Origin of the sequence: Marinobacter lutaoensis, from assembly GCF_001981305.1 — a bacterium.
Classification (GTDB): domain Bacteria; phylum Pseudomonadota; class Gammaproteobacteria; order Pseudomonadales; family Oleiphilaceae; genus Marinobacter; species Marinobacter lutaoensis.
Genome location: NZ_MSCW01000006.1, coordinates 169713 through 189831, shown reverse-complemented (window position 1 = coordinate 189831; position 20119 = coordinate 169713). Strand labels below are relative to the sequence as shown.

Sequence of the window (20119 nt, the reverse complement as noted above, 5' to 3'; positions counted from 1 at the left end):
CCTCACGGCAGAACCCAATGGAACATGGCCGCGCGTTTGCCCAGAATCGTGGCGGACACGGAACGGTCGCACGGGCCGCCGGCAAGCCCATAGCAGACATGCAGGGGCAGCAGGTGCTCCTCGCGCGGGTGGCAAAACCGGGCATGGGGGGCCTGCGACCAGTGCGCCAGCCGACGGCTCCGTTCCGGTTCGGGCAGATCCGGGTCGCTACAGGTGTGCTCCAGCCAGTCGTGGAAGGCGTCGTTGCGGGCCCGGATATCGGCGGTGTCGGGGCCGAAGAACGCCCGCATGTTATGGAAGGAAAAACCGGAACCGATCACCAGCAGCCGCTCCCGGTCCAGTGCCCGCAGAGCCTGCCCCATGGCCAGATGCGTGTCGGCGTCCAAGGAGTCCACCAGGGACAGCTGCACACAGGGGATATCCGCCTCCGGATACATCAGTTTGAGGGGCACGAAGACGCCGTGATCCAGGCCCCGGCGCTCGTTCAGCCGGACCGGCAGGCCAGCCCCGGCCAGCGCATCCCGGACCTGCCGGGCCAGCCCGGGCTCGCCCGGACAGGGATATTCGATGCGGTAAGCCTCGGCTGGGAAACCGTAATAGTCATAGATCAGCGACGGTTGGGCGGCACCGGTGACGGTGGCGACCGGCGCCTCCCAGTGGGCACTGATCACCAGGATCGCCGAGGGTCTGGGCAGCTCGGCCGCGAACGCCCGGAGCCGGTCCACCATGTCGCGGTGGCTCGGATCACCCAACAGGGGCATCGGGCCGCCGCCGTGGGACACATACAGGATATCCATGGTCGATCTCCGGAGGGTTACAGGTCACCGGGCCCCACCGGAACGATACCGCCGGGGTTCAGTGCCTTGATGGAGTAGTAACCGGCCTTGATGTGGTCCAGGTCGACAGTCCGGGCCACGCCCTCCAGCGCCAGAATCCGGTGCAGGTAGGCGTGCAGGCCCGGCATGGCTTTGAGGGTATTGCGGTTGCATTTGAACAAACCGTGGTAGGCGGCGTCGAAGCGGACCAGGGTCACGAACAGGCGGATGTCGGTCTCGGTCAGGCGGTCACCGAACAGATAGGTACGGCCATCGGCCAGGCGGGCTTCCAGCCGGTCCAGCGTCGTGAAGACCTTGTGATAGGCCTCCTCGTAGGCCTGCTGGGTGGTGGCGAAGCCGGCCTGATAGACACCGTTGTTCAGATTTTCGTACAGCTCGGCGTTCAGGGCGTCAATGGCATCCGCCAGATCCGGCGGATACAGGTCCGGCCCTTGGTCGACCCAGCCGGAGAATGCCCGGTTGAGCATGCGCACGATGTCCGCCGACTCGTTGTTGACGATGGTACCGGTCTGGTTGTCCCACAGCACCGGCACCGTGGCACGACCGGTGTACGAAGGATCGGCCCGGGTGTACAGCTCATGCAGGTAACGGGCACCGTTGAGGCGGTCTTCATCCGCTCCCGGGTAGCCGCCGAACCGCCAGCCCTGATCGGTCAGGCGGGGATTGACCGCGGTCACACCGATGAGCTCCCGCAGGCCCTTCAGCTCCCGGACCATCAACGTCCGGGAGGCCCAGGGGCAGATATAGGCCACGTACAGATGGTATCGCCCGGGCTCGGCCCGGAAGCCACCACGTCCGGTCGGCCCCGGGGCGCCATCCGGCGTGACCCAGTGCCGGAACGCCGAGCTCTGGCGCAGGAAACGCCCTTCCCCGTCCTGGGCCTGAACCGGCTGCCAGTTTTCCTTCCAGACACCATTGACCAGCATGTGTGCCGTCTCCTCTCGCAGATTGGGCGGACCAGTCCGGCCCGCCGGTTCGTGTGATGCCTCGCCGTCAGGCCAGGGAGCGAAGGTCGTGCCGGGTTCCGTTGTCGCCGGCTATACGCCGGGAGAGCCAGCCATCGACCGAGAAGTGCCCCGCGCCCAGAATCGCCAGCGACAGGGTGGCGGCGAGCAGTGTCAGAGCGTATTCATAGCCGTTGTTGGCCATGAACAGGCCGTTGCCGATGTGCACACTGAAGATGGCCACCAACAGGGTGAAGGCCGTGACCAGCGCCGCAGGACGGGTCAACAGGCCAAGTGCCAGAGCCAGACCGCCGAGGAACTCGGCGCCCCCCGCCAGCAGCGCCATCAGGAATCCCGGCTGCAGGCCGATGCTGGCCATCCACTGGCCGGTGGCCTCCAGACCATAGCCGCCAAACCAGCCAAACAGTTTCTGGGCACCGTGGGCCGCCAGAATCAGGCCGACCGGCACCCGCAGAATCAGGGCGGCGCTGCCGCCCCGGGAATCCAACAGCGCCCGGGTAAAGGAAGTTGTCATGATCGTCACCTCGATGTGTGTTTGCCGTGATGGATGAGACCACTTTACTATCATCAAAACGGAAGACTAAGATCACTTCCGTTGCTTAATTAAAAACATTATGTTGATAATCTGGATTTGCACACGCCCAAGGACACCCCATGGACCGAATCGATGCCATGCGCGCCTTCGTCACCGTGGTGAACGAAGGCAGCTTCACCCGGGCCGCACAGCGGCTGGAGCTGTCGCCCCAGCTGGTCAGCAAATACGTTTCCCAGCTTGAGCAGCACCTGGGGGCCCGCCTGCTCAACCGGACCACCCGCAAGATCCACCTCACCGAGGCCGGCGCCCGCTACCATCAGCGGGCCCAGGCGGTGCTCGGTGAAATCGAGGACATGGAAAGCCAGCTCGGCGATCTCCAGGCCCAGGCCCGCGGCCGGTTGCGCATCAGTGCTCCGGTGTCGTTCGCGATCCGGCATCTGGCGCCTCTGCTGAGGGACTTCCAGCAGGCACACCCGGCGGTGGATATCGACCTGCAACTGAACGACCGCAAGGTCGACATTGTCGAGGAGGGCTTTGATGTTGCGTTGCGCATCGGCCGACTGAAAAGTTCGTCGCTGATCGCCAGGCGCGTGGCCCCGGTGCGTCTGGTGATGTGTGCCGCGCCGGCCTATCTGGCGCGCCACGGCACACCCCGGCGACCGGAAGACCTGAAGGCGCATCGCTACCTACACTACAGCTACATGGATCCGAGCGGCCGCGAGCCGGTGTTCCGGTGGCTCCAGGCGCGCACCCCGGGCCATGGCGAACTGGTCAGCAACAACGGCGATGTCCTGGTGGCAGCAGCCATCGCCGGTGCCGGTATTGTCCTGCAACCGACGTTCCTGTGCGGCGCCGCGATCCAGGCCGGGCAACTGGCGGTAATCCTGCCGGAATACGAACCCGAGCCGATGGCGCTTTATGCCGTCTACGCCCACCGTCGGCTGCTACCCAGCAAGGTGCGTGGCTTCGTGGATTTTCTGGACGGCTACTTTGGCAACCCGCCCTATTGGGACCGCTTCGGCTAGGCCATCGGTCCACCATCACGGCTGGCCGCCACCCGCTGGCGTCGGAGGCCCACCAGAGCGATCAGCACCACACAAGCAAGGCCCGTCGCCGCAGGGAACAGCACCGTGGTGGCGGTGTAACGCTCGAGCGCCAGGATCGCCACCAGATTGCGCAGCGCGAACAGGATGAAGAAGGTCAGATTTTCTTCGAAAGGATGAGCGAGGGCCTTGCGCAGCGTCGGCCCGAACCCGGCCAGGTCCACCGTGGTCAGCACCAGCACGGCCCAAAATGGATCGGCGCTGAGGTACCACAGCGGCAGTGACGCCGTAGCCACCAGGAAGCATCCCCAATCGGTCCGAGTGATGCGGGTATCGGACCGACGGCCATAGGCCAACACCGCAATGTAGAGCGTCACCAGACCGGAGACCCCGATGGGCCAGGCCCCAGCGCCACCGCCGTCACTCAGCTGCGCCAGGAACACTACGAAGGTGGTGGATCCCCAGATCATCCAGGAAAACACATGCGGTTTGACCCTGCCCTGCCGGACCGTCCGGATATAGGGCACGAAGCCGGCGAACGTCAGTGCGATCGCCGCCGCGCTCAGCCACTCCCGATAGCCCACTGCCGCCTCAGTACGCCGAGGCCGTCGTCACCGGCGCCCGGCGTACCAGCACCCGGCCGTCGCGCACCGAGGCCATCACCGGATACTGCCCCAGCAGCACCTCGTAGGGCGAGCGGCCCTGCAGCACCATGCAGCGTGCCGGCAGCCCGGGGGCGATGCCATATTGGTCCAGGTCCAGGGCTGCGGCGCCGTTGTCGGTGACCAATTCCAGACAGCGTTCGATCCAGCTCATCCCCAGCATGTGGCAGGCATGCAGCCCAACATCCAGGGTCCGCAGCAGGTTGCCGTTGCCCAGGGGATACCAGGGGTCCCGGATCGAGTCCTGGCCGAACGCAACGCTCAACCCCGCCTCCAGCAACTCCGGGACCCGCGTCAGCCCCCGGCGCTTGGGATAGCTGTCAAAGCGCCCCTGCAGGTGCAGGCTTTCGGTGGGCATCGACAGAAAGCGCAGGCCCGACTTCTTCAGCAACCGGAACAGCCGACTGCAGTAGGCATCGTTGTAGGAGCCCATGGCGCAGGTGTGGCTGGCCGTGACCCGGGAACCGTAGTCCAGCCGCAACGCTTCCGCCGCCAGCACTTCCAGGAACCGGGAGGCAGGGTCGTCGATCTCGTCGCAGTGAACATCCACCAGCCGGTCGTGCCTGTGGGCCAGCTCCACCAGCCAGCGCACGGAGGCCACGCCGTCATCACGGGTGAATTCAAAATGGGGAATGCCACCCACCACGTCCGCGCCCAGGCGCAGCGCTTCGGTCATCAGATCCCGACCGGCGGGGAAGGACCAGATGCCCTCCTGGGGAAAGGCGACAATCTGCAGATCCACCCGATCCGCCGTCCGCTCCCGTACCTCCAGCATGGCTTTCAGCGCCGTCAGATTCGGATCGGTGACGTCGACATGGGTCCGGACATACTGAATGCCGTGGTCCGCGAACAGTCGCAGGGTCTGCTCAGCCCGGGCGAGCACGTCGTCCCGGGACAACAGCGCCTTACGCTCGGCCCAGCATTCGATGCCCTCGAACAAGGTCCCACTCTGGTTCCAGCGGGGCTCGCCCGCCGTCAGCGCGGCATCCAGATGAATATGGGGCTCCACGAACGGTGGCGCCACCAGATTGCCGGCGGCGTCCAGCGTCCGGTCGTCGCCGGGAACCGTCCCGGGCTGGGGGGTGATCTCGGCAAACCGGTCGCCGGCGATGGCCAGCCGATACAGCCCTTCCTTGCCCTGCAGCCGGGCGTTCACAATGGCATCCACTCGATCGTTCATATGTTCTCCTGTAAGCGGCTCGCCAGGCCCTCCGCATCCAGCAGCAGATGGGCCAGCAGCCGTGTCTTGAAGTGTTCATGCCCATCGCGGCCGCCGGGCGCGGGCCCGGCGAGCCGATGGAGCCGGTTTCGGATGGTGTTGCGATGGCAGCCCAGGGCTTCCGCCATCAGGCTCTGGTTGCCCCGGTGACACAGCCAGGCGTCCAGCAACTCGCCGTCCGTTCCGGCCGGGTCCTCTCCCAGGTACCGTTCGACCAGCACCCGCAACCGTTCCCGGCCCAGATCCGCGACAATCGCGTCGGCAAGGGTCCGGGCGGCGCCGTCCTGGCGTTCCGCCGACACGATGGCCCGGCCGATTGCCTCGGTGACGTCCACCATCGGCAGGGAGTAAGGCTGCTCGAACAGCGGGAGGGACAGTTCGTCCGCCAGCTGGCACAACCGGCTCGGCAGCAGGCCGATGTAGGCATCCCCGGTCAGCACCACCAGGCCGGAAATGCCGCATTCCCGGCCTTCGTAGAGGCACTCGGCCAGGTTCTGGGGACTGCGGTGGCGACTGATGCCGGTCACGAACACCAGCTCGCCCCCCTTGACCCAGTCCCTGAACGACCGGTTCTCCGCCACGTAGGGCCAGCGAACCGGTCGGTCCGCCCCCGATGCCCCGCCCCGCAGCCGGATCGCGTCCAGGCCCGGAAGTGCCGGAATGTCGCGGCATCGCAGAACCATGGATTACAGGCTACCCAGGACCTGGGCCCGGCGCTCGCGCACCGCGCCGGTGACCAGCAGCAACAGGCCATAGCTCAGGGCCGCCACCAGCACGCCGACAATGGGCGCGATCCAGGGCGAGGTGTAGGCCGCCAGGGAGCCGATCACATAAGCCGCCAGCCCCGGCAGGTTGAACGCCGGCAGGGTCACTTGGTCCAGGGCCGGATACTGGCGCCGGTAGCCGATGAAATAGCTGGCCATGATGACGCCGCCGATGGGCGGAATGAAAGTGCCCAACAACACCAGGAACGGAATCAGCCACTCATACATGCCCATCACCGCCAGCACCGTGCCGATCGCCGCGCCGCCCACCGTCACCAGCCGGCGACGACGGGTGCGCAGCAGGTTGCAGCCGGCCACCGCGAAGTTGTAAACGGTGTTGTCCTGGGTCGTCCACAGGTTCAGGAACAGCATCAGAATGCCCAGTGTCGCCAGGCCCTGGGCCACCATGATGTCGACGATGTCTGCCTGCTGATACACCAGCGCGCCAAACGCGCCGATCAGGGTCATCAGGCCATTGCCCAGGAAAAACGCCAGCAGCGTGGCCACCACCGCGGCCTTGCCGGAAGTGGCGAACCGGGTCCAGTTGGTGGCCTGGGTGCCGCCACTGACGAAGGTCCCAAACACCAGCGTGATCGCCGCGGCCACGGACAGGTCCCCAGTCGGCGTGATCGCGAGCAGACCCGAGAGGCCGCCGGCATCGTCGGTAGCGATGGTCATGCTGACCGCCACCAGGATGATCATCGCCGGCACCGCAAACCGCGACAGCCACTCCAGGCCACGGTAACCGATGAAGGCCGTCACGCAGAAACCAAAGCCAAACACCACCATCAGCGGTGTGGTCCAGCTTTCCGGCAGGCCGGTGAGCTTAACCAGCAAGATCGCCATGGTGGCGGTGCCCCAGGCATACCAGCCGATCTGGGTAAAGCCCAGGATAAAGTCAGACAGCTTGCTGCCCAGCTCACCGAAGGTGAAGCGACTCATCAGCGCGGTGTTCAGACCGGTCTTGGCGGCGATATAGCCCAGGACCGCCGCGTACACGCCCAGCAGCAGATTGCCTGTGGCCAGAACCAGCAGCATGGTGGAAAAATCGAAGGCGACACCGACGCTGCCGCCGGCCCACATGGTGGCGGTGAAGAAGGTAAAGCCAAGCAGGACCAGCCCCATGGACCAGAGGCTCTTGCGTTGGTCCATGGGTACCGGACTGAGGGGGTAATCCTGTTCCTGCGGGGTAACTTGGGTGCTCATTGCCATCTCTCCCTTTTGTGAGTAACCACCCGAGGAATGGCAACGTTCATGCCATACACCCGATACCGGCCCCCGATTCGCCGGGCCCACCCTGAATAATGTGCAATTTGCACAACCCGGGCAAACCCAATCCGGCCATGGGCGGCCATTTGCACCGATTCCATGCAAAAATTGCCCGAATTCCCCGGAACGGTGCGCCGCGACCGTCAGTCGCGTCGCAAGACCCGATAGAAAAGATAGCCTACGACGATGCCCCAGAAGGCCGAGGACAAGCCACAGAACGACACCCCCGACGCGGTCACGATAAAGGCAACCAGCGCCGCCTCCCGGTGCTCTGTGTCCGCCATGGCGGCGGCCAGGTTATTGGCAATGGCGCCCAGCAGGGCCAGCCCTGCCAGCACCGTCACGAAAGCCCCCGGCAAGGCCGTGAACAGCGACACGATGGTGCCCGCGAACAGGCCGCCAAGCAGGTAGAAGACACCGTTGGAGACGCCGGCAACGTGACGGCGGGAACGATCCTCGTGGGCATCCCGCCCTGTGCAGATGGCCGCGGTGATCGCCGCCACCACGGTGGTGATGCCGCCGAACAGAGCCGTGGGAACCGACACCAGGGCCGACACCGCCAGTACCGGCCTTGCCTTCACCGGGTAGCCGGCGGCGTGCAGGATGGCCATACCGGGCAGAAACTGGCCGGTCAGACTGACCAGCACCAAGGGAATGGCCAAACCAAGAGTGGCGCCGACCGTCCACTCCGGCATGATGGGCTGAGGCACCGCCAGACTCAAGCGCACACCGGCCAGGGAGGCATCCTCCAGCGTCACCGCCAACACCACGCCCACCACCAGCAGCAACACCAAAGTGTACTTGGCCAACCAGCGCCGACCCACCAGGTAGGCCAGCACCATGCCCAGGGCGAGGGCCGGTGTGTCGCCAATCTCGGAAAAGGCATCGACGCCGAACCGAAACAGAATGCCGGCCATCATGCCGGCGGCCACGCCTCTGGGAATGGCCCGCACGAGCGCATCAAAGGTACCGGACACGCCGATCATGAACAGCAGCGCCGCGGCGGTGAGATAGGCACCGACGGCCTCATTGAGGGACAGCGCGGGGAACAGGGTCACCAGCAGCGCCGTACCCGGGGCCGACCAGGCCGTGACCACCGGGGCCCGCAGCCAGATCGACAGCAGGATGCCGGACAAGGCCGCACCCATGGAGATCGCCCAGACCCAGGAGGTCATCATCTGTGACGACACGCCCGCTGCGGCGCCGGCCTGGAAAAAAATCGCCAGCGGCCCCGCATAGGAGACGACAACGGCGAGAAAACCCGCGGCCATGGCGGATAGGGAAAGGTCTCGAAACAACGACGGCATGCACGATTCCTTGTCTGATTGGGGTTGCATTGAGGGACACGAAAAAGAAAAGGGCCCCGGACGCAGCCGCGCCGGGGCAAGGGGGAGCGGCGAACCGCTCCACGGTCACATCGTTACCCCGGGGCTCAGTTGCCGGCGGCCAGTCCGGCTTCACGGTCCGGGCGGACGTCCGCCGCCCCGAAGCGGCGGCCGACCATCGCCACAGCCAGGGTGGCAATGGCCCCCGGCACCGCCAGCGCCAGGAAGTTCATGTGGTGGGGCAGTGCCAGGGTCAGCAGCAGGCCACCCAGCAGGGGGCCGACGATGGCACCGTTGCGGCCGATGCCGGAAGCCCAGCCCAGGCCAGTGGAACGAATGCCGGCGGGATAGTACTGCGCCACATAGGCATACAGCAGAATCTGGGAACCGATGGTGGTGGCTCCGGCCACGCCCATCAGGGTGTACAGGAACCACATCGGCCGCTCATGCCCCAGCAGCACCAGGGACACCGAGCCCAGCACGAAGAAGCTCACCAGCACCGAACGCAGGGAGAAACGGTCCGCCAGCCAGCCACCGCCCACGGCGCCGATGATCGCGCCGATGTTCAGCACCATCAGGAACATCAGGCTGGAGCTGAGCGCGTAGCCGGCCATGGACATCAGCTTCGGCAGCCAGGACCCCAGGGCGTACACCATCAGTAGGCAGCAGAAAAAAGCCAGCCAGAACATCAGGGTGCTGAGGGCCCGACCGCTTCGGAACAGTTCCAGTACCGGCGCCCGGGCCTCGGCCGCAGCCGGTGCCTGCAACCGGTCCAGTTCACCCATCCCCCGCCCCGGCGCCAGCCGCTGCAGGATGCTTCTGGCCTCCCCTTCCCGTTTCTGCGCCATCAGGAACGCCACCGATTCCGGCAGGAAACGCACCATCAGCGGAAGCATCAGCAGGGGCACCACGGCCAGGAAGAACATCACTTCCCAGCCGTAATTGGGGACGATCCAGATGCCCAGCCCGGCGGACATCATGCCCCCAACGGCATATCCGGAGAACATCAGCGCCACCAGGGTGCTGCGGATTCGTCTGGGGGAGTACTCGCTCATCAGCGATACCACGTTGGGCATCACCCCGCCGATGCCGAGCCCGGCGATGAACCGGAGCACGCCGAACTGCCAGGGAGTCGAGGCAAAACCGTTGATGAAGGTGGTGAGACTGAACAGCGTCACGCACAGGAGGATGGTTTTCTTGCGACCGAGCCGGTCGGACAACATGCCAAAGCCCATGGCGCCAAACATCATGCCGAACAGCGCACTGCTGCCCAGCAGGCCGGCCACGTAGGGGCTGAGCTGCCACTGTTCCATAAGCAGCGGCAACACCACGCCGTAGATCACCAGATCATAGCCGTCGAAAATGATGATCAGCGTGCACCAGAACAGCACCCGCCAGTGAAACCCACCGAAGCGGGCGTGGTCGATAACCTCGTTTACGTCGATATTTCTCATGGTCTGTTACCCCGTTTGTTGTATTTGTTTGGAGTGCGTTGATCAGCCCTGGTCGCCGCCGGCCACCGGCAGCACCGTGCCGGTGATGTAGCTGGCGGCATCGGACGCCAGGAACAGGATGGGCTCGGCCTGTTCGTCCAACGTGCCGTAGCGGTGCATGAAGCTGGTGGCCTGGGTTTGTTCCACCAGGGTCTGGTACCAGGCTTTTTCCCGTTCGCCCTGGGGCTCGCTATTGCGCGGCGTGAGCCGGGGCGGCGCCTCGGTCCCACCGGGCGCGGTGGCGTTCACGCGGATGCCGTGCCCGGCGTACTCGAAGGCCAGATTCACGGTCAGTGCGTTCACCCCGCCCTTGGCGGCACCGTAGGGCACCCGCATCAGGCCTCGGGTGGCCACCGAGGAGACATTGACGATGGCGCCGCCTCCCTGGGTCACCATGTAGGGCAGGACCGCCCGGCAACACCACAGCGTCGGGAACAGGGAGCGCTGGATTTCCTTCTGGATCTGCTCCGGCCGGTAGTGCTCGAACGGCTGTGCCCAGATGGTGCCGCCGACGTTGTTGATCAGGATGTCGATGCGCCCGTAACGCCGATGCGCTTCGATCATGACGGCTTCGGCGCCGTTCCAGGTTTCCAGGTCCGCCTGCAGCGCCAGGACCTCGGAGCCCTGGTCGCGGAGGCCGGCGGCCACCCCCTGAACGTGATCGGCGACATCCACCAGCACCAACCGGGCCCCTTCGGCCGCCGCCCGTTCGGCAACGCGCCGGCCAATGCCCTGGGCCGCTCCGGTCACCACCATCACCTGGCCGGTAAAGCGCGGCTTCATGCGACTTTCTCCCGGGCAGCAGGCCGGCTCGGCGTGAACTTCTCGTAGTGGAACGAACGGGGCTCAATGCCCTGTTCCCGGAAGTAGCCCAGTACCGCCTCCACCATCGGGGGCGGCCCGCACAGGTAGACATCGACGTCCCCATCCCGGATCGGCGCGTCCTCCAGATGGGCCGTCACATAGCCCTTGCGCGGGTGCGCGCTCTGGTCGCTGGCCACCACCGTCTTGAAGGAGAAAAACGGCATCGACGCCGCAAACCGTTCCAGGGCATCCAGGCCGACCAGATCGTCGTCATGGGTAACGCCGTACACCAAATGGACGGGGTGCTGGCAGCCGGTGGTCTGGAGGCTGGCCAGCATCGACAGGAACGGCGCCAAGCCGGTACCGCCGGCCAGCATCAGCACCGGCCGCTCGGGCGGCCGCAGGTAAAACACCCCCATGGGACCGGTCAGGATGAGCCGGTCCCCAGTCCGGGCCTGGCCAACCAGCCAGGAACTCATCAGCCCCCCGGGCACGTTGCGGATCAGGAAACTCAGCTGGCGACTGCCCGGCCGGGAACTGAACGAGTAGGCCCGGGTTTCCTCCGTCCCCGGAATCCGAAGGTTGACGTACTGTCCGGGCAGGAAGCCGATGTCCGCCTCCGCGGTCAATTTCAGTTCGATGGCGGTGGGCGAGATCAGGTTAACCTCGTCCACGACGGCGGAGACGGACGCGTCGCCGGACGTGCAGCACAGTGAAAACGGTGCGGGGATTTCCACCACGCAATCGCTGGCCGGGACCATCTGACAGGTCAGCACCAGCCCACGTTCAGCCTCCTCGTCCGACAACGCCTCGTCCAGATAGTCCTCGCCCATGTCGAACTGACCCTGATGGCACGCACCCTTACATGTGCCGCAGACGCCGTCGGAGCAGTCCATGGGCAGCTTGATCTGGGCCCGGTAGGCGGCATCCAGCACCGTTTCCCCGGGTTGGCAGGAAATCACCCGGGTGACGCCGTCCTCGAAATTCAGCGCAATGTTGTAGCTCATGGCGATGCTCTCCCGTCCATTACAGGTGGTAGATGTCGATGACCTGGTTGATGTAGTCATTCTTGAGAACCACCTTCTTTTCCCGGATCAGCGGCCGCTCGCCACTGCAATCGAGGGTGTAGAAGGAGGTGCCGAAAAAGGACTGGGTGCGGTGATAGCGGTGGCTGTGGGTCTGCCAGTTGAAGCGCAGCTTCACGGTGTCGCCGTTCCGCTCCAGAATCTCCAGGTTGCTGGTCAGGTGCACGGTGCGGGGCTCCGGCATGGAGCTGGCCCCGGAACGCTCGGTTTTGATCCGATAGACCCGGTCCTCCAGACCCTCCCGGTTGGGATAGTAGATCAGCGATATCTCGCTCTGGGGGTCTTCGGTGAGTTCATCGTCGTCATCCCACGCCGGCATCCAGTAGGTCACATCCTCGTGGTAGCACCTGAGCCATTCGTCCCACTCCCGGTCGTCCAGCAGCCGGGCTTCGCGGTAAATGAAGGCCTGGATCTGTTCGTAGGTCATGGTCATGCGCTGGCCTCCTCTTGCAGGGCGATGAACCGGGCGCGCTCGGTCTCGATGGCCTTGCTCATTTCCCGCACCCAGTGCTGGTGATGAGTCACGTACAGGCCTTCATCTTCCGGCTTGGCCCCACTCAGGATGGGCTTGAGGTCGATGCGCCGGGCCCAGTCATCGGCGCCCTCGATCCAGTGGCGGGCGCCCCGGCTCATGTCGTTCCAGCGCATGGCAGAGGCGTGATAGCCCTCCTGGCACCCCCGGAACTCTTCCAGGTCATCCGGCGTGCCCATGCCGGACACGTTGAAGAAGTCCTCGTACTGACGAATACGCTTGGCCCGGTCGGCGGCGGGCTCTCCCTTCGGCGCCCAGCAGTAGATGGTGATTTCCGTCTTGTCCACGGCCAGCGGGCGGAGCACCCGGATCTGGGTGGAGAACTGGTCCATCAAATACACATTCGGGTACAGGCAGAGATTCTTGGTGGTGCGCACGATGAAGTCGGCGCGGGCCTCGCCCAGGCTCTTTTCCAGACGCTCCAGGTGGTTGTACACCGGCCGGACTTCCGGGTTGGTCAGCCGGGTCCACAACATCATGTGGCCGTTCTCAAATGAGTAGAAGCCGCCCTCGTTGGACCAGCTCTTGGCATCCACTGCCTGGGTTCCGCCCTTCTCGTAGTTGCGCTGGCCCATGGTGGAGAGGTAGTTCCAGTGCACCGTGGCTACGTGGTAACCGTCGGCGCCATTCTCGGCCGTCAGCTTCCAGTTGCCGTCATAGGTGTAGGTGGATGTCCCCCTCAGCACTTCCAGCCCATGCTCCGCCTGATCGACGATGGCGTCGATGATCTTGGTGGTTTCCCCCAGATACGCTTCCAGCGGCAGCACGTCGGCGTTGAGACTGCCGAACAGGAACCCCCGGTAGTTGCCGAACCGGGGCAGCAGCTTGAGGTCATGGGAGCCGTCGACGTTGAAGCTGTCCGGATAGCCCCCCTTCTTCTGGTCCCGAGCTTTCAGCAGCTTGCCGTCGTTCCTGAACGTCCAGCCGTGAAACGGACAGGTGAAGGACGAGCGGTTGCCCCGCTTCTTGCGGCACAGCGTCGCGCCCCGGTGGGAACAGGTGTTGAGGATGGCCTTCAGCTCCCCGTCCTTGGTGCGGGTCAGGATCACCGGCTGCCGTCCGACGTAGGTGGTGTAATAGTCCCCCGGATTCTCCACCTGGCTCTCGTGGGCGAGGAAGACCCAATTGCCTTCGAAGATGTGTTTCATCTCCAGCTCAAACAGCGCTTCGTCCGTGAAAATCCGGCGGTCGCAACGGTAGCGGCCGGTCTGTGCGTCGGCCTCCACCGCGTGGCGAATCGTGTGCTCGAGACGGTCGAGTTGACGAGTCATGTTCATCACTCCCAATGCATTGTTGTTGTTCGTTGCCGCAGCCAGGGCTCGGCTCGGCCCGGGCCGGCCCTGCGAAGGGCCGGCTGGCGGGACTCAGGCGGTTTCGTTCTCCAGGGCGCGTGGCCGCTGATGCCGGGTCTGCAGCTCCGGCTGCTCGGTCGGCACCAATTCAATGTCGAACTCCACCAGGGTGAAGGGGGCATTCAGGCCGAACGCCTCCGCCCGGGCAGGGTCGTCGATGCGGCGCCCCTCGATCACCAGTTCGTCCCGGGTGGCAAAGGCAAAGTCATCGTAGGTATAAGCGTCGCCAGCCAGGTTGATCTGGGTGGTCAGGTGCTTGAAACCCGGACTGGAGATGAAAAAGTGAATGTGCGCCGGGCGGTTGCCGTGCCGGCCCAGCAGGTTCAGCAGCGCCTGGGTGGAACCGTCGGGCGGACAGCCGTAACCGGCAGGCACGATGGAGCGCGCGGTGTAGCGTCCCGAGGCATCGGTGCGGATACGCCGGCGCAGGTTGTAGTCGCTCTGGGACGGATCGAAGTAGGAATAGTTGCCCATGGTGTTGGCATGCCAAATGTCAACCACGGCACCGGCCAGCGGCTGGCCGTCGGCGTCGGTGACCCGGCCGGTCAGGATCATGACCTCCGCGCTCTCGTCGGTACCGTCATCCATGCGGGCATACCCCTCGCTCAGCGGCGCGCCGGCCACGTACAGCGGCCCTTCGATGGTCCGGGGCGTGCCCCCTGCAAGGCCCGCCTCGGCGTCCCGCGCGTCCAGCCGGATATCCAGGTAACGATCCATCCCGAGCCCGGGCGCCAACAGCGCCGCCTCGCCGTTCTGTCCCAGCCGGTTCACGTAGTACACGGCCTGCCAGAACTCCTCCGGGGAGACATCGAAGTCCTCGATCAACTGGAACACGTCGTGCATGAACCGGTGCACGATCTCCTTCACCCGGGGATTGCCTCCGTCCCGGTCAAAGCCGGCAACCCGGGCCAGCAGGTCCTTTACATCGGCGGTTTGCATGGTTTTTATGGTCATTGTTGGTCTCCTTGGTGCTTGTGCTTGTTGTTGTCATTCACCCGCCCCGGTCATCGGCCGGTCGCGGGGCCTTGCGGCACTATCGGTCGTCCTCGTGGATGGAGGACGGATGTCGGCACAGGGGCACGACGCTGATGTCCATGTAGGGAAACAGGGGCAGATTCGAAATCAGCGCCTGCAGCTCCCCGTTGTCCGCCACGTCGAAGATGCTGACGTTGGCGTAGCTGCCCGCCACCCGCCACAGGTGGCGCCACTTGCCCTGCGCCTGCAGCGTCTGCGCGTAGGCCTTTTCCCGGGCCTTGATGTCGGCAGCCACCTCGGCGGGCATGTCGTGCGGAATCCGCACCGTCATCTCAACCTTGAACAGCATGTGATCCTCCTCGGTTACAGGTCCTTGCGGCGATACGCGGCGAGCTTGTCCTCATCGATCTCGACACCAAGACCGGGACCGTCCGGCAGCTCCACGCCGTTATCGCGAAACGTCAGCGGGCGAACGACGATGTCATCCTTCATCAGCAGCGGACCAAACATCTCCGTGCCCCAGTGCAGGGTTTCCAGAGTCGACCAGGCATGCAGCGACGCCGCGGTGCCGATGGTGCCTTCGAGCAGCGTGCCGCCGTACAGGCCCAGCCCCGCGGCGGAAGCTACCGTCGCCTGGGCCAGGGCCCGGACCGGGCCTCCAGCCTTGGCGATCTTCATGGCGACGGCACCGGTGAAACCGGCGGCCGATAGGTGAAACAGATCCGTGGCGTCGGCCACCGACTCGTCGGCCAGGATTGGCAGGTGGAACCGCCGCGACAGGCGGACCAGGGCGGCGTGGTCCTTCATGGGGGTCGGTTGCTCCACCAGATCGACGCCGGCGGCCTGCAGCTCGGCCATTCCCCGGGCGGCGGTACTCTCGTCCCAAGCTTGGTTCACGTCGACCCGCACGCTGGCCTCCGCCCCAAGTGCCTGCTTGACCGCCGCGACATGACGCACATCCTCCATCAGCGGACGGGCGCCGATCTTGAGCTTGAAGTCGCGGTGGCGTCCGGTTTCGATCCGGTCCAGCGCCTCCTCGATGTCACGGGCAGTGTCGCCGCTGGCCAGGGTCCAGAGCACCGGCAGGTGCCGGTGCACAGCGCCGCCGAGCAGGTCGGAGACCGAACAGCCCAGGCGCTTCCCCCGCAGATCCAGCAACGCGGTTTCCAGCGCCGACTTGGCCAGGTGGTTGCCTCGAGTGGTCCGCTCTAGCATTACCCTCAGGGTATTGATATGGTCTGCAGGCTGGCCAATCAGTTGTGGAGACAAATAGGTGTCAATGACAAGCTTGATGCCCTCCGGGCTTTCCGGGCCGTACGACAGGCCACCGATGGTGGTCGCCTCGCCCAGGCCTTCCAAACCGTCGGAATCCTTCATCCGCACAATCACCATGGTCTGAACCCCCATGGTTGTCATGGAAAGCTTGTGCGGACGGATGGTGGGAATATCGACCAGAATCGCTTCGATGGATTGGATGGTGACGGCCATGGGGTCTCCGAGTCACATGATTGAACGTCTTTGACTCGAACACTACGGAGTTTCAGAAACCGGAACCAATATTGATTAAGTAACAACCAATACTCTGGAGGTATGGATGGAGCTCAGACACCTGCGGTACTTCGTGGCCGTCGCGGAGGAACGCAACCTGACCCGGGCCGCGGAAAAACTGTTCATTGCCCAGCCCCCGCTGACCCGGGCCATCAAACAACTGGAGGAAAAGGTGGGCGTGCAGCTGTTCATCCGCAAGCCACGGGGGCTGGAGCTGACCACCGGGGGCGAGTACTTTCTGGAACAGGCCCGCCAGATTCTGGACAAGGTGGCCGCCACCCTGGAGGACACCCGGCGCATCGCCCAGCACCGGAAAACCGTGTTCTCCATCGGCTTTGTGCCCTCGGTGTTCTATGGCCAGCTGCCCTCGATGGTGCGCCGCCTGCGTCAGAACAGAAATCTGGAAATCCTGCTGCACGAACTGAAAACGCGGGAACAGGTGGACGCCCTGAAGGTGGGCAAGATCGACATCGGCTTCGGCCGTATTCGCATTGAGGACCCGGACGTGGAACAGGAACTGTTGTTCGACGAGCCCATCATCGCCGCCGTGCCCGCCGGGCATCAGCTTACCCACGAGCCCCCCTCGATGAAGGCCCTGTCCGAGTGGCCCATGATCGCCTTTCCCTCCGGCCCAGGGCCGAACTTCGCGGACATCACCCAGGGCCTGTTCCACCGGCGGGGGCTGCGGGTCAACGTCATCCAGCAGGTCAATGACCTCCAGACCGCACTGTCCCTGGTTGCCTCCGACATGGGGTTCACCCTGGTGCCGGAGCAGGTCCGCCGGCTTGGCCGCGAAGGGGTCGACTACATGCCGCTGGCGGACGATAACATCAGCACCCCGGTCATCGCATCCCGACGCAAAGGCGAAAGCCCCAACGCCGCCATGCGACTGGCCAACACCATTCTGGCCGAGCTGGTGGAAAACCGGCTGACCGGACGCTACCCATAACCCACGGTCTTGACGGCACTCGTCAAATCTGACTAACTATGTTCGTATTAAAAACATAAATTCGTAATACGAACCAACAACATCAAAACATCCGGGAGTTCCCATGTCGTTTCTCGAACACCAGGGCCGAACCCTCTGTTATCGCCTGCTGGGGGACCCGGCGAAGCCACTGATGCTGCTCGCCCATCCGCTGGGTATGAACCAGACCGTCTGGGACGAGATGCTCCCTGCCCTGCTGGGCCACTTCCGGACTCTCACCTGGGACCTGCCGGGCCACGGCAGCAGCAGCGCCTGGCCGGAGCAGGCCGTCACCGCAGCCGACCTGGCCGCCGAAGCCCTGACACTGGCGGCCGTGGCGGGCGCCGAACGCTTCCATTTCGTCGGCACTTCGATCGGCGGCATCATCGGCCAACAACTGCTTTGCCAGGCCCCCGAGCGGCTGGACTCGGTCACCCTGACCAACACCGGCGCCGTCATCGGCACCCCCGAAGCCTGGCAGCTCCGGGCCGGCAATGTCCGAGCCCGGGGGCTGGCCGCCATGGCGCACGAAATCGTGCCACGGTGGTTTGGCGCCGCCGCCCGGGAGCAGCAACCGGCCCTGCTGGCCGGCTGGACGGTAGCGATGGCGCGCGGCGACGCCCACAGTTACGCGCAGCTGTGTGAGATGCTGGCCGGCACGGACTTCCGCGACACCCTGGGCAGACCGGATGTCCCCATTCGCCTGGTGGCCGGCGCCGACGACCTTGCGACACCGCCGGAGTCCCTGGCCTCCCTGGCCCGAATCACCGGAGCTCCGAGCCCGGAGGTTCTGGAGCACGTCGGCCACGTGCCTTCGGTGGAATGCCCGGAACGCTTGGCCGAGCGGCTGCTGCGGCACCCGGAACGGGAGTAGGCGCCAGCACAGGCAAGGGATCACCCCGGCAACGACTATCACCCCAATTTTTTTCATCAATTGGAACTATCATAACTTGCAGCCATATAGTTATTACCAAAAGGCAGCAAGCCGTCGTTGCAGGAGGTACGTCTCATGAAAACATTCAGGCTCTCCGAATCCAGAGGCCCCCACTCTCCGGACGTGGCCGGGTTCTTTGATCCACGCACATTCAGCGTGCAGTACATCGTTACCGACCCGGCCACCCGCAAGTGCGCCATCATCGACCCAGTCCTGGACTATGACGAAAAGTCCGGCGCCACGGCGACCCGTCATGCCGACGAGCTGCTGGCGTATATCCGGGATCAGGGCCTGGAGGTCCAGTGGATTCTGGACACCCACCCGCACGCCGACCATTTCTCGGCGGCCCAGTACCTCAAGGACAAGACCGGCGCACCGACCGCCATCGGTGCCTACGTGACTCAGGTACAGGAACTTTGGAAGGGCATCTACAACTGGCCGGAGTTTCCGGCGGACGGACACCAGTGGGACCACCTGTTCCGGGCCGGTGACGCGTTCGCCATCGGTAACCTACCGGTGCGGGTGTTGTACTCTCCAGGGCATACCCTGGCTTCCGTCACCTACGTAGTCGGCGACGCGGCCTTCGTCCACGACACCCTGTTCCAGCCGGACTTCGGTACCGCCAGGGCCGACTTCCCCGGCGGCGACGCGCACCAGCTGTGGCGCTCGATCCAGGAGATCCTGTCGCTGCCGGACGACACGCGGCTGTTCACCGGCCATGATTACATGCCCGGCGGCAGGGAGCCGGAATGGGAAAGCACGGTACGGGAACAAAAGCAGGCCAACAAGCACCTGGCCGGCATTCAGGAGGACGCATACGTGCGACTGCGTAACCGGCGTGACCGCGAGCTCCCCATGCCGAAGCTGATCCTTCACGCGCTGCAGGTTAACGTTCGAGGCGGTCGCCTGCCCGAGCCGGAAAACAATGGCCGACGCTATCTGAAAATTCCTCTGGACGCCCTGGAAGGCGCGGCCTGGGATTAAAAACACCTGGTATCACAACCCCTTACGGGCCTTCGGGCCCGTTTTTTTATGCCCGAAAATCATGCCATAGCCATCATATATCATATTGATATAAGTTTATCTCTTGAGGTTATTTAAGACCTGGCCTACTGTGGAAACGTCAACCGACAACCCACGCAAAGAGGACATCCACATGGAAACCCAAACCGCACCCATCGCCGGCCTTCCCCGTATCAACGAACCGGCCCCCGACTTCAAGGCCCTGACGACCGCGGGGGAAAAATCCCTGAGTGACTACAAGGGCAAATGGCTGGTGCTGTTTTCCCATCCGGCCGACTTCACGCCGGTCTGCACCACCGAGTTCATGGCCTTCGCCAAGGCGGCACCGGAATTCGCCAAACGGAACTGCGAGCTGTTGGGTCTGTCCATTGACAGCATCCATTCGCACATCGCCTGGATGCGTAACATCAAGGAAAACTGGGGCGTCGAGATTCCGTTCCCGATCATCGAGGATCTGAAAATGGAGGTGGCCAAGGCCTACGGCATGATCCACCCGGGCGCAGGTGACACCTCCGCCGTTCGCGCCACGTTCATCATTGATCCGAATGGCATTCTGCGGGCCATGGTTTACTACCCGATGAGCAACGGCCGCTCCATTCCGGAGTTCCTGCGGTTGCTGGAAGCGCTGCAGACCAGCGATGAGCACGGCGTGGCTACGCCCGAGGGGTGGAAAGCCGGTGACAAGGTCATCGTGCCGCCCGCCAAAACCGCTGCGGCGGCCAACGAGCGCGCCGCCTCCGGCGACTACGAGTGCAAGGACTTCTACTTCTGCACCAAGAGCCTCTGAG

21 protein-coding genes are annotated in these 20119 nt (G+C 64.5%); 5 read left to right on the top strand and 16 right to left on the bottom strand.

The window, feature by feature from the left end; genetic code table 11:
* Positions 1-2: 2 nt before the first annotated feature.
* The 3 genes from BTO32_RS09060 to BTO32_RS09050 form a co-directional block, all read right to left on the bottom strand.
* Positions 3-797 (bottom strand): DODA-type extradiol aromatic ring-opening family dioxygenase, encoded by a 795-nt coding sequence (locus BTO32_RS09060; RefSeq protein WP_076724313.1) that lies wholly within the window; start codon positions 795-797, stop codon positions 3-5.
* Between the two features lie 17 nt (positions 798-814).
* Entirely contained in the window at positions 815-1762 is a 948-nt protein-coding gene (locus BTO32_RS09055; protein ID WP_076724312.1) for a glutathione S-transferase family protein, read from the bottom strand.
* A gap of 67 nt (positions 1763-1829) precedes the next feature.
* Complete coding sequence (locus tag BTO32_RS09050) at positions 1830-2315, bottom strand: DoxX family protein (RefSeq protein WP_076724311.1); 486 nt, start codon at positions 2313-2315, stop codon at positions 1830-1832.
* 140 nt (positions 2316-2455) lie between these two features.
* Between BTO32_RS09050 and BTO32_RS09045 the strand changes: the two genes are divergently transcribed.
* Entirely contained in the window at positions 2456-3361 is a 906-nt protein-coding gene (locus tag BTO32_RS09045; RefSeq protein WP_076724310.1) for a LysR family transcriptional regulator, read from the top strand.
* On the opposite strand, the gene BTO32_RS09040 is transcribed toward BTO32_RS09045, so the two are convergent.
* The 13 genes from BTO32_RS09040 to BTO32_RS08980 form a co-directional block, all read right to left on the bottom strand.
* Entirely contained in the window at positions 3358-3963 is a 606-nt protein-coding gene (locus BTO32_RS09040) for a hypothetical protein (RefSeq protein WP_076724309.1), read from the bottom strand. The two genes, BTO32_RS09045 and BTO32_RS09040, sit on opposite strands and share 4 nt — an antisense overlap.
* 7 nt (positions 3964-3970) lie before the next feature.
* The gene (gene codA, locus BTO32_RS09035; RefSeq protein WP_076724308.1) at positions 3971-5221 is read right to left on the bottom strand and encodes a cytosine deaminase; all 1251 of its coding nucleotides are present in this window, start codon (positions 5219-5221) and stop codon (positions 3971-3973) included.
* Positions 5218-5943 carry a PucR family transcriptional regulator gene (locus tag BTO32_RS09030; RefSeq protein WP_076724307.1) on the bottom strand — a complete coding sequence of 242 codons (726 nt, stop codon included), beginning with the start codon at positions 5941-5943 and terminating at the stop codon, positions 5218-5220. Before BTO32_RS09030 ends, codA begins: the two co-directional genes overlap by 4 nt.
* 3 nt (positions 5944-5946) lie before the next feature.
* Positions 5947-7230, bottom strand: a complete 1284-nt coding sequence (gene codB / locus BTO32_RS09025) for a cytosine permease (protein ID WP_076724306.1) — start codon at positions 7228-7230, stop codon at positions 5947-5949.
* Between the two features lie 206 nt (positions 7231-7436).
* Positions 7437-8600 carry a benzoate/H(+) symporter BenE family transporter gene (locus BTO32_RS09020; protein ID WP_076724305.1) on the bottom strand — a complete coding sequence of 388 codons (1164 nt, stop codon included), beginning with the start codon at positions 8598-8600 and terminating at the stop codon, positions 7437-7439.
* A gap of 125 nt (positions 8601-8725) precedes the next feature.
* The gene (locus BTO32_RS09015; protein ID WP_076724304.1) at positions 8726-10072 is read right to left on the bottom strand and encodes an MFS transporter; all 1347 of its coding nucleotides are present in this window, start codon (positions 10070-10072) and stop codon (positions 8726-8728) included.
* Between the two features lie 42 nt (positions 10073-10114).
* Positions 10115-10894: a benzoate diol dehydrogenase BenD gene (gene benD, locus BTO32_RS09010; RefSeq protein ID WP_076724303.1), complete on the bottom strand. Its 780-nt coding sequence runs from the start codon at positions 10892-10894 to the stop codon at positions 10115-10117.
* A complete protein-coding gene (gene benC / locus BTO32_RS09005) occupies positions 10891-11922 on the bottom strand; it encodes a benzoate 1,2-dioxygenase electron transfer component BenC (RefSeq protein WP_076724302.1) in 1032 nt (343 codons plus the stop codon). The genes benD and benC overlap by 4 nt, the downstream gene beginning before the upstream one ends.
* A 19-nt stretch (positions 11923-11941) precedes the next feature.
* Positions 11942-12433 carry a benzoate 1,2-dioxygenase small subunit gene (benB, locus tag BTO32_RS09000; protein WP_076724301.1) on the bottom strand — a complete coding sequence of 164 codons (492 nt, stop codon included), beginning with the start codon at positions 12431-12433 and terminating at the stop codon, positions 11942-11944.
* A complete protein-coding gene (locus BTO32_RS08995) occupies positions 12430-13803 on the bottom strand; it encodes a Rieske 2Fe-2S domain-containing protein (protein WP_076724419.1) in 1374 nt (457 codons plus the stop codon). Before BTO32_RS08995 ends, benB begins: the two co-directional genes overlap by 4 nt.
* 93 nt (positions 13804-13896) lie before the next feature.
* Entirely contained in the window at positions 13897-14838 is a 942-nt protein-coding gene (gene catA, locus BTO32_RS08990) for a catechol 1,2-dioxygenase (RefSeq protein ID WP_076724300.1), read from the bottom strand.
* 79 nt (positions 14839-14917) lie between these two features.
* Entirely contained in the window at positions 14918-15208 is a 291-nt protein-coding gene (gene catC, locus BTO32_RS08985) for a muconolactone Delta-isomerase (protein ID WP_076724299.1), read from the bottom strand.
* 14 nt (positions 15209-15222) lie between these two features.
* A complete protein-coding gene (locus BTO32_RS08980) occupies positions 15223-16347 on the bottom strand; it encodes a muconate/chloromuconate family cycloisomerase (protein ID WP_076724298.1) in 1125 nt (374 codons plus the stop codon).
* 106 nt (positions 16348-16453) lie between these two features.
* Between BTO32_RS08980 and BTO32_RS08975 the strand changes: the two genes are divergently transcribed.
* The 4 genes from BTO32_RS08975 to BTO32_RS08960 all read left to right on the top strand — a co-directional run bounded on the left by BTO32_RS08975 (position 16454) and on the right by BTO32_RS08960 (position 20118).
* Positions 16454-17356 carry a LysR family transcriptional regulator gene (locus tag BTO32_RS08975; protein WP_076724297.1) on the top strand — a complete coding sequence of 301 codons (903 nt, stop codon included), beginning with the start codon at positions 16454-16456 and terminating at the stop codon, positions 17354-17356.
* A gap of 103 nt (positions 17357-17459) precedes the next feature.
* A complete protein-coding gene (locus BTO32_RS08970; RefSeq protein WP_076724296.1) occupies positions 17460-18248 on the top strand; it encodes an alpha/beta fold hydrolase in 789 nt (262 codons plus the stop codon).
* 135 nt (positions 18249-18383) lie between these two features.
* The gene (locus BTO32_RS08965; protein ID WP_076724295.1) at positions 18384-19292 is read left to right on the top strand and encodes an MBL fold metallo-hydrolase; all 909 of its coding nucleotides are present in this window, start codon (positions 18384-18386) and stop codon (positions 19290-19292) included.
* Positions 19293-19464: 172 nt separating this feature from the next.
* Positions 19465-20118 carry a peroxiredoxin gene (locus BTO32_RS08960; protein WP_076724294.1) on the top strand — a complete coding sequence of 218 codons (654 nt, stop codon included), beginning with the start codon at positions 19465-19467 and terminating at the stop codon, positions 20116-20118.
* Position 20119: the final 1 nt, after the last annotated feature.

What these genes read in the sequence shown, in the direction of transcription:
- BTO32_RS09060 (WP_076724313.1), bottom strand. Translation starts at nt 797, where the DNA reads ATGGATATCCTGTATGTGTCCCACGGCGGCGGCCCGATGCCCCTGTTG.
- BTO32_RS09055 (WP_076724312.1), bottom strand. Translation starts at nt 1,762, where the DNA reads ATGCTGGTCAATGGTGTCTGGAAGGAAAACTGGCAGCCGGTTCAGGCC.
- BTO32_RS09050 (WP_076724311.1), bottom strand. Translation starts at nt 2,315, where the DNA reads ATGACAACTTCCTTTACCCGGGCGCTGTTGGATTCCCGGGGCGGCAGC.
- BTO32_RS09045 (WP_076724310.1), top strand. Translation starts at nt 2,456, where the DNA reads ATGGACCGAATCGATGCCATGCGCGCCTTCGTCACCGTGGTGAACGAA.
- codA (WP_076724308.1), bottom strand. Translation starts at nt 5,221, where the DNA reads ATGAACGATCGAGTGGATGCCATTGTGAACGCCCGGCTGCAGGGCAAG.
- BTO32_RS09030 (WP_076724307.1), bottom strand. Translation starts at nt 5,943, where the DNA reads ATGGTTCTGCGATGCCGCGACATTCCGGCACTTCCGGGCCTGGACGCG.
- codB (WP_076724306.1), bottom strand. Translation starts at nt 7,230, where the DNA reads ATGAGCACCCAAGTTACCCCGCAGGAACAGGATTACCCCCTCAGTCCG.
- BTO32_RS09020 (WP_076724305.1), bottom strand. Translation starts at nt 8,600, where the DNA reads ATGCCGTCGTTGTTTCGAGACCTTTCCCTATCCGCCATGGCCGCGGGT.
- BTO32_RS09015 (WP_076724304.1), bottom strand. Translation starts at nt 10,072, where the DNA reads ATGAGAAATATCGACGTAAACGAGGTTATCGACCACGCCCGCTTCGGT.
- benD (WP_076724303.1), bottom strand. Translation starts at nt 10,894, where the DNA reads ATGAAGCCGCGCTTTACCGGCCAGGTGATGGTGGTGACCGGAGCGGCC.
- benC (WP_076724302.1), bottom strand. Translation starts at nt 11,922, where the DNA reads ATGAGCTACAACATTGCGCTGAATTTCGAGGACGGCGTCACCCGGGTG.
- benB (WP_076724301.1), bottom strand. Translation starts at nt 12,433, where the DNA reads ATGACCATGACCTACGAACAGATCCAGGCCTTCATTTACCGCGAAGCC.
- BTO32_RS08995 (WP_076724419.1), bottom strand. Translation starts at nt 13,803, where the DNA reads ATGACTCGTCAACTCGACCGTCTCGAGCACACGATTCGCCACGCGGTG.
- catA (WP_076724300.1), bottom strand. Translation starts at nt 14,838, where the DNA reads ATGACCATAAAAACCATGCAAACCGCCGATGTAAAGGACCTGCTGGCC.
- catC (WP_076724299.1), bottom strand. Translation starts at nt 15,208, where the DNA reads ATGCTGTTCAAGGTTGAGATGACGGTGCGGATTCCGCACGACATGCCC.
- BTO32_RS08980 (WP_076724298.1), bottom strand. Translation starts at nt 16,347, where the DNA reads ATGGCCGTCACCATCCAATCCATCGAAGCGATTCTGGTCGATATTCCC.
- BTO32_RS08975 (WP_076724297.1), top strand. Translation starts at nt 16,454, where the DNA reads ATGGAGCTCAGACACCTGCGGTACTTCGTGGCCGTCGCGGAGGAACGC.
- BTO32_RS08970 (WP_076724296.1), top strand. Translation starts at nt 17,460, where the DNA reads ATGTCGTTTCTCGAACACCAGGGCCGAACCCTCTGTTATCGCCTGCTG.
- BTO32_RS08965 (WP_076724295.1), top strand. Translation starts at nt 18,384, where the DNA reads ATGAAAACATTCAGGCTCTCCGAATCCAGAGGCCCCCACTCTCCGGAC.
- BTO32_RS08960 (WP_076724294.1), top strand. Translation starts at nt 19,465, where the DNA reads ATGGAAACCCAAACCGCACCCATCGCCGGCCTTCCCCGTATCAACGAA.